Source organism: Treponema endosymbiont of Eucomonympha sp., from assembly GCF_001028545.1.
Window position 1 is genome coordinate 1 of the sequence record NZ_BBPW01000053.1, and the last position, 5,745, is coordinate 5,745.

The window sequence follows — 5,745 nt, forward strand, 5'->3', positions numbered from 1 at the left end:
GCGCGTCGCCATAAGCCGCGAAATGGCGAGCAAAATACAGGTATAGGCGGCGGCATAAGGGGGCGTATATGCGGACACTGCAGGACGTGCAGCCCGGACAGACGGCACGGGTGGCGAAGCTGCACGGGGAAGGGGCGCTGAGGCGCCGGATTATGGATATGGGCATAACAAAAGGCGCGGAGATTCTGGTGCGGAAAGTCGCCCCGCTCGGCGACCCGATAGAAGTGAAGGTCCGCGGCTACGAGCTCAGCCTGCGGAAAGCGGATATCGACATTATTGAAGTCGAGTAGGGGAATATGGCACTCAAAATCGCCCTTGCGGGCAACCCGAATGCGGGCAAGACGACGCTGTTCAACGCGCTCACCGGCTCAAACCAGTTTGTGGGCAACTGGCCCGGCGTAACGGTGGAAAAAAAAGAAGGCAGGCTCAAGGGGCAGCGGGACGCGACGGTCGTCGACCTGCCGGGCATATATTCGCTTTCCCCGTATTCGCTGGAAGAAGTGATTTCCCGCAACTATATACTGGAAGAAAACCCCGACGTCATCCTGAACATAATTGACGGCACAAACCTTGAGCGCAACCTGTTTCTGACAACGCAGCTTCTGGAGCTCGGCGTTCCGGTCGTCGCCGCGCTCAACATGATGGACGCGGTGGAGAAGTCCGGCGACAGCATACACGCGGGCGAGCTGCAAAAGGCGCTCGGCTGCCCCGTCGTGGGCATTTCGGCGCTCAAGGGCACGGGCGTCGCGGAAGCGGCGGAGGCTGCACTGAAGCAGGCTGCCGCGAAACAGACCGCAACTCCGGCGGTGAAGTTTAACGCGGTGATAGAAGGCGCGATACTGGCGCTGGATCCGCTTATGGACGGAGTCCCGAAACCGCTGCGGCGCTTCTATGCGCTCAAGACGCTGGAGCGGGACGAAAAGGTTGCCGAAAAGCACCTGTTTGGCGTTCATAGGGAACACCCCGACCCGCTCCACGAGCACCTAGCCTATCATCATCACGACCCCCGCGACCCGATTCACGACCATTTGGCTCACCGCCGCGACCGCGTAGCGCATTATCACCACGGGGGTTTGCGGCACTCCGGCGTAGAACTGATACTGGCGGCGGCGGAGCAGAAGCTCGGCGACGACGCGGAGAGCGCAATAACCGAGGGGCGCTACCAGTTTATCGAGCGGATACTGCCGAAGGTGCTGAAGCGGCACAGCTCAACGACGATGAGCGCGTCGGACAGAATCGACCGCGTCGTAACGAACCGCATCTGCGCGCTGCCGATTTTCGCGGCTATTATCTTCTGCATATATTTCGTCGCGGTTACCACCGTCGGCGCGTGGGTAACCGACTGGACGAACGACGGGCTGTTCGGCGACGGGTTTTCGTTCTTCGGCAGAGACGTGCCCGGCATTCCGGCGCTCGTCGGCGGCGGGCTGGAAGCCGCCGGAACGGCGGACTGGCTCAACGGACTTATCCTCGACGGCATTATCGCGGGGGTCGGCGCGGTAATCGGCTTTGTGCCGCAGATGCTGGTGCTGTTCTTTCTGCTCGCCGCGCTCGAAGCCTGCGGCTATATGGCGCGGATAGCCTTTATCCTCGACCGCGTGTTCCGCCGCTTCGGGCTTTCGGGCAAGAGCTTTATCCCTATGCTCATCGGCACGGGCTGCGGCGTCCCCGGCATCATGGCTTCGCGGACAATTGAGAACGAAAAAGACCGCCGCATGACGGTTATGACCACGACATTTATGCCCTGCGGCGCGAAGCTGCCGATTATCGCACTGGTTTCCGGCGCACTGTTCGGCGGCGCGTGGTGGGTCGCGCCCAGCACCTATTTTCTGGGCATTTTTTCGGTCGTCGCTTCCGGCGTCATTCTAAAGAAGACCGCGCCGTTTGCGGGAGAGCCCGCGCCCTTCGTCATGGAACTGCCCGCTTATCACCTGCCGACGCTCGTCAACGTGCTGCGCTCTATGTGGGAGCGCGGCTGGTCGTTCGTCAAAAAGGCGGGCAGCATCATCCTGTTTTCGGCGGTGACGGTATGGTTCCTGTCGAGCTTCGGCTTTGTCGGCGGCGCTTTCGGCATGGTCGAGGACATGAACGGCAGCATCCTCGCCGCCGTCGGGAACGCCGTCGCGTGGCTTTTCGCGCCGCTCGGATTCGGCACATGGGACGCGGCGGTGGCGACCATTACGGGGCTGGTGGCAAAGGAAAACGTCGTCGGCACTATGGGAGTGCTCTACGGTTTTGCGGACGCGGCGGAAAACGGCGAGGAAATCTGGACTTCCTTCGCAGGCGGCTTCACCAAGCTGTCGGCGTTCACCTTTTTGTCGTTCAACCTGTACTGCCCCCCCTGCTTTGCCGCAATCGGCGCTATCAGGCGGGAAATGAACAGCGCGAAATGGACGTGGTTTGCCCTCGCCTATCAGTTCGCCTACAGCTACGCGCTTGCGCTGGTCGTGTATCAGCTTGGGTCGCTGTTTGCGGGGGCGGGCTTTACCGCCGGTACCGCGTTCGGCTTTCTGACGCTCGGCGCGCTGGTCTTCGGGCTGGCGCGAAAACCGGCGGCTAGCCGTCCGTTACAGAAAAAACGGTAAACAGCGGGGCGCGTATACGCGTTCGGCAGTAGCCGAACGTCCGAGTTCCTTGAAGGAACTCGGCATTAAGGGCTTTGCCCTCAACGTCTTCGCCCATAAGGTAGAGTCTCTATGCCTTGCATATACGCCTTTGCTATGAATGAGCGTTAATCGGAATAAAGAAACCCCGTTGCAAGCAGCGGGGTTTTGAATATTTCTCTTTGAAATCTTTGCGTATGCGGGGGAACAAATCCCTCGCACCCCCAGTTTTCCGCAGCAAGCTACGGGGTATCAGACCTTAGAAGAAGCTAATAAATAGGAGGAGAATATGACGCATTTTTTGCAGGAGAATCTTTCCACGGTCATAGTGGCAGCCGCCGTGTTCGGCGCGCTTGCCGCGGTAGCCGCACGGCTGATTATAAACCGCCGGAAGGGGAAAACGACGTGCGGGTGCGGACACTGCGCGGCGGGCTGCGATAGCCGGACGCAACCCGAATAAATTGGACGAATAAAAAACAGGGGGCGCACACATCACAAACTTATGAATGATCTTTTACCATATAAGTTTTAAAAAGACGTATTAACGCAAGGTGTGCGCCTTTTTTACATTGAGACGCACAAAAACAGGGCGAAAGCCCTGCTTTTTTATGCCTCGTCCGCTGAACTGCCGAACGGTTTGAAAAACACCTGGCGTTCAGCTACCGCCGAACGCCGCAGCCTCGCGGCAAAAACTGCAAACCCCTCTTGACAATTCGCCGGGTGGTTTTTATACCTGTATGTAAAAACACGAGGAGAAGATTTATATGAAAGGTTTTATGAAGCGCGTCGCTGTTATCGGCATTGCGGTGCTGGCATTAGGAGCCTGCTCGAATATCAGCGGTGCTGCGTCCGAGCATACGGGGGACGCGCAGAGACAGAGCGCGTGGGGCTGGTTTGTCTATATACGGGGACCAAACGGGGAGGTTGATATTCCCATATTCGGGAAGTATCGCAACGAAGATTGCGGTACCGACAAAGTGGTAACGGCATCTATGTATCTGCGTTATAGAGCCGCTGAGTTTAGGGACGAATTGGAACGGGTGCATATACCGATTCTGGAGTGTCACATGACGTCTAATCTGTTTGAGAACTGCTATATAAAGTTTAACCTGAAGCAGGTTACGCATATACGCCTCTGTTTTCTGGAATAGTGAGCGGATATATGAATGAACGCTGCTTGAAATGGTAGAAGAGGAATATGCCGCATTTTTGCAGGATAATCTTTCCGCGGTCATCGTGGCAGCAGCCGTGTTCGGTGCGCTTGCGGACCGCCGGAAAGGAAAATGCCGTACGGGTGCGGGCACAGCGCGGCATAGAGGCGGGCTTTCCGGAAACTCGGCGCAGAGGTAATCCCGCTTCCCGGCGAAAAACAGCCGAAAACGGTTTGACAAGGCCAGCGGGCGTTTGCTATGATAGGTGGGAGAGGTGACCCATGTTCGCGCAGAAATTGTTTGCCACGGCGTTTCCGCGCTTGTTCTCGGCTCGTGCGCGCATTCCGAATATGCGCTTTCTTGCGCCGCGCGGGACGGCGGAATCGGGAAGATATGCCGCTTCTATGATTGAAGCCCGTTTCCGAATTATAGGCACCGACGAATACATAGCGTACAAAAAAGTGTACGCCAGCAAACAGAAGCGTCCCAATATAACGGAAACCGGGAACGGCTATTAACGGTTTGACTGTTTTTCGGCGCACCCGAATATGATAGCCCTTGCAGAAAAAATGAGATGCATGTATGGGCAATATGCGGTTGTGTTCGGTGACGGCATCTCGGCTTATGGCGAATACAGTGTGCCGCGGCGCATCTTTTGGAGACGAAAATATGGAGCTGTACAACATTAATGTAGCGTACTATATCTGCAACGGTTTCAGCAGCGACGAAATGTATCTTAATAAAAAAATATTTTCTGTATACGCCGTAAGTTCCGTAATAAGAAATATATCCGTATGCGAATGAATTTGATTAGACGGGAACGTCGCGCGCGGCGTTCCCTGGGAAGGCAAAAGATGAAGGCACTGAATGTGTTTGCGGCGACGACATTGGGCATTTTGGCAGGAACGCTGGCTTCGTGCCGGCAGGAGCTTGCGCCGAGCGTGTCGCGCGAGGCGGCGGGCGGCACGGAGCGAAAAGCCAGCCTTGCCCAGTACCGCGACGGGAAGTATACGTTTTACTTTACCAACGGCAACAAGGCGAGCGGGGACTGCGACGGGTATTCCTATGAGCTGCCGCTGGGAGGGCGGACGACGATTTTTGAATGGTGGCAGAGCGACGCGGAAATCTGGGAGCGGCGACTGCGCTCGGCGGGAATCAGTTCGGAAAGCTATAAGACAAGCTCGCTCTTCCAGCATTGCCGGGTATGGTTTGATTCTGTGCAGCTTATCGGCGTCGGGAAAGAGAGCTATACCCCGCTCCACTTTAGGAGCTACCGTCCGCAGGACTACGCGTATCTTTATCCTAACAAAGGCGGGCGGATAAAAATCGAAGTTACGTCGGCGCTGTTTTATGCGCCGCCGAGAGATTATTTTAATTTCGAAGCGTGGGAGCTTAAAGAAAGCAGCCTGAAAAAGCTTGCAAAAGACCAGAAAGCGCGGGACACACCGTCGATCTGCATACTCTTTGACACAGAGCGCAGATTAGAAAAAGCCGAAGCGATTTTGCGCAACGCGGGCATTGCCGTTTTGGATACATACACTTCAAGCCGAATGAGTAGCGTGGTTATAGACGCGCGCGACGTTCGTTCCTTCAACTTCGACAACGGGGTGCCGTACTAGACGTCGGTTTTTCTCCCGCTGCTTTTCTCTTATGCGCGGCAAACAGGCTTTGTCTCTCTGCCGCGAGTTTGCGAAGCAAACCCGTCAAACGCCTTTTCCGCCGACGAAGCTGTGGCGACAGTCTACCAAGCTACGGCAAGGTTCTACCAAGCTACGCCAACAGTCGCCGAAGCTACGGAAACAGTTCCGAACATGTGCGCAAAGGTTCGGAACATGAGCGCGAAAGCTGCGCAAACCAGTGAGCAGCGTTTCTCCGGACACGCGAATGTGATAGAGTGCTTCTCTGTGCGCCGGAATGGCGAAACAACGCCGGCAGCAAAGCGGCGTACAATATGCATTCGGCGTATGCTATGATGCTTATAGTTGAGCGAC

Annotated in this window: 7 protein-coding genes; all 7 read left to right on the forward strand. The window is 56.3% G+C overall.

The genetic code is table 11. The annotated features are described in order from the left end of the window. The first annotated feature begins 68 nt into the window (after positions 1–68). The 7 genes from AWU74_RS03610 (at position 69) to AWU74_RS03635 (ending at position 5,373) form a co-directional block, all read left to right on the forward strand. Entirely contained in the window at positions 69–290 is a 222-nt protein-coding gene (locus AWU74_RS03610; protein ID WP_062327690.1) for a FeoA family protein, read from the forward strand. Positions 291–296: 6 nt separating this feature from the next. Continuing rightward, positions 297–2,585 carry a ferrous iron transport protein B gene (gene feoB / locus AWU74_RS03615; RefSeq protein WP_062327692.1) on the forward strand — a complete coding sequence of 763 codons (2,289 nt, stop codon included), beginning with the start codon at positions 297–299 and terminating at the stop codon, positions 2,583–2,585. Positions 2,586–2,892: 307 nt separating this feature from the next. Beyond that, positions 2,893–3,063: a FeoB-associated Cys-rich membrane protein gene (locus AWU74_RS10185; protein ID WP_162504748.1), complete on the forward strand. Its 171-nt coding sequence runs from the start codon at positions 2,893–2,895 to the stop codon at positions 3,061–3,063. 304 nt (positions 3,064–3,367) lie between these two features. Beyond that, positions 3,368–3,754: a hypothetical protein gene (locus AWU74_RS03620; RefSeq protein WP_062327694.1), complete on the forward strand. Its 387-nt coding sequence runs from the start codon at positions 3,368–3,370 to the stop codon at positions 3,752–3,754. 31 nt (positions 3,755–3,785) lie between these two features. Next, positions 3,786–3,953: a hypothetical protein gene (locus tag AWU74_RS11510; protein WP_187150816.1), complete on the forward strand. Its 168-nt coding sequence runs from the start codon at positions 3,786–3,788 to the stop codon at positions 3,951–3,953. 82 nt (positions 3,954–4,035) lie between these two features. Next, a complete protein-coding gene (locus tag AWU74_RS03625) occupies positions 4,036–4,272 on the forward strand; it encodes a hypothetical protein (protein WP_062327696.1) in 237 nt (78 codons plus the stop codon). Between the two features lie 336 nt (positions 4,273–4,608). Next, positions 4,609–5,373 (forward strand): hypothetical protein, encoded by a 765-nt coding sequence (locus AWU74_RS03635; protein ID WP_062327702.1) that lies wholly within the window; start codon positions 4,609–4,611, stop codon positions 5,371–5,373. The last annotated feature ends 372 nt before the right edge of the window (positions 5,374–5,745 follow it).

What these genes read in the sequence shown, in the direction of transcription:
- AWU74_RS03610 (WP_062327690.1), top strand. Translation starts at nt 69, where the DNA reads ATGCGGACACTGCAGGACGTGCAGCCCGGACAGACGGCACGGGTGGCG.
- feoB (WP_062327692.1), top strand. Translation starts at nt 297, where the DNA reads ATGGCACTCAAAATCGCCCTTGCGGGCAACCCGAATGCGGGCAAGACG.
- AWU74_RS03635 (WP_062327702.1), top strand. Translation starts at nt 4,609, where the DNA reads ATGAAGGCACTGAATGTGTTTGCGGCGACGACATTGGGCATTTTGGCA.
- AWU74_RS10185 (WP_162504748.1), top strand. Translation starts at nt 2,893, where the DNA reads ATGACGCATTTTTTGCAGGAGAATCTTTCCACGGTCATAGTGGCAGCC.
- AWU74_RS03625 (WP_062327696.1), top strand. Translation starts at nt 4,036, where the DNA reads ATGTTCGCGCAGAAATTGTTTGCCACGGCGTTTCCGCGCTTGTTCTCG.
- AWU74_RS11510 (WP_187150816.1), top strand. Translation starts at nt 3,786, where the DNA reads ATGGTAGAAGAGGAATATGCCGCATTTTTGCAGGATAATCTTTCCGCG.
- AWU74_RS03620 (WP_062327694.1), top strand. Translation starts at nt 3,368, where the DNA reads ATGAAAGGTTTTATGAAGCGCGTCGCTGTTATCGGCATTGCGGTGCTG.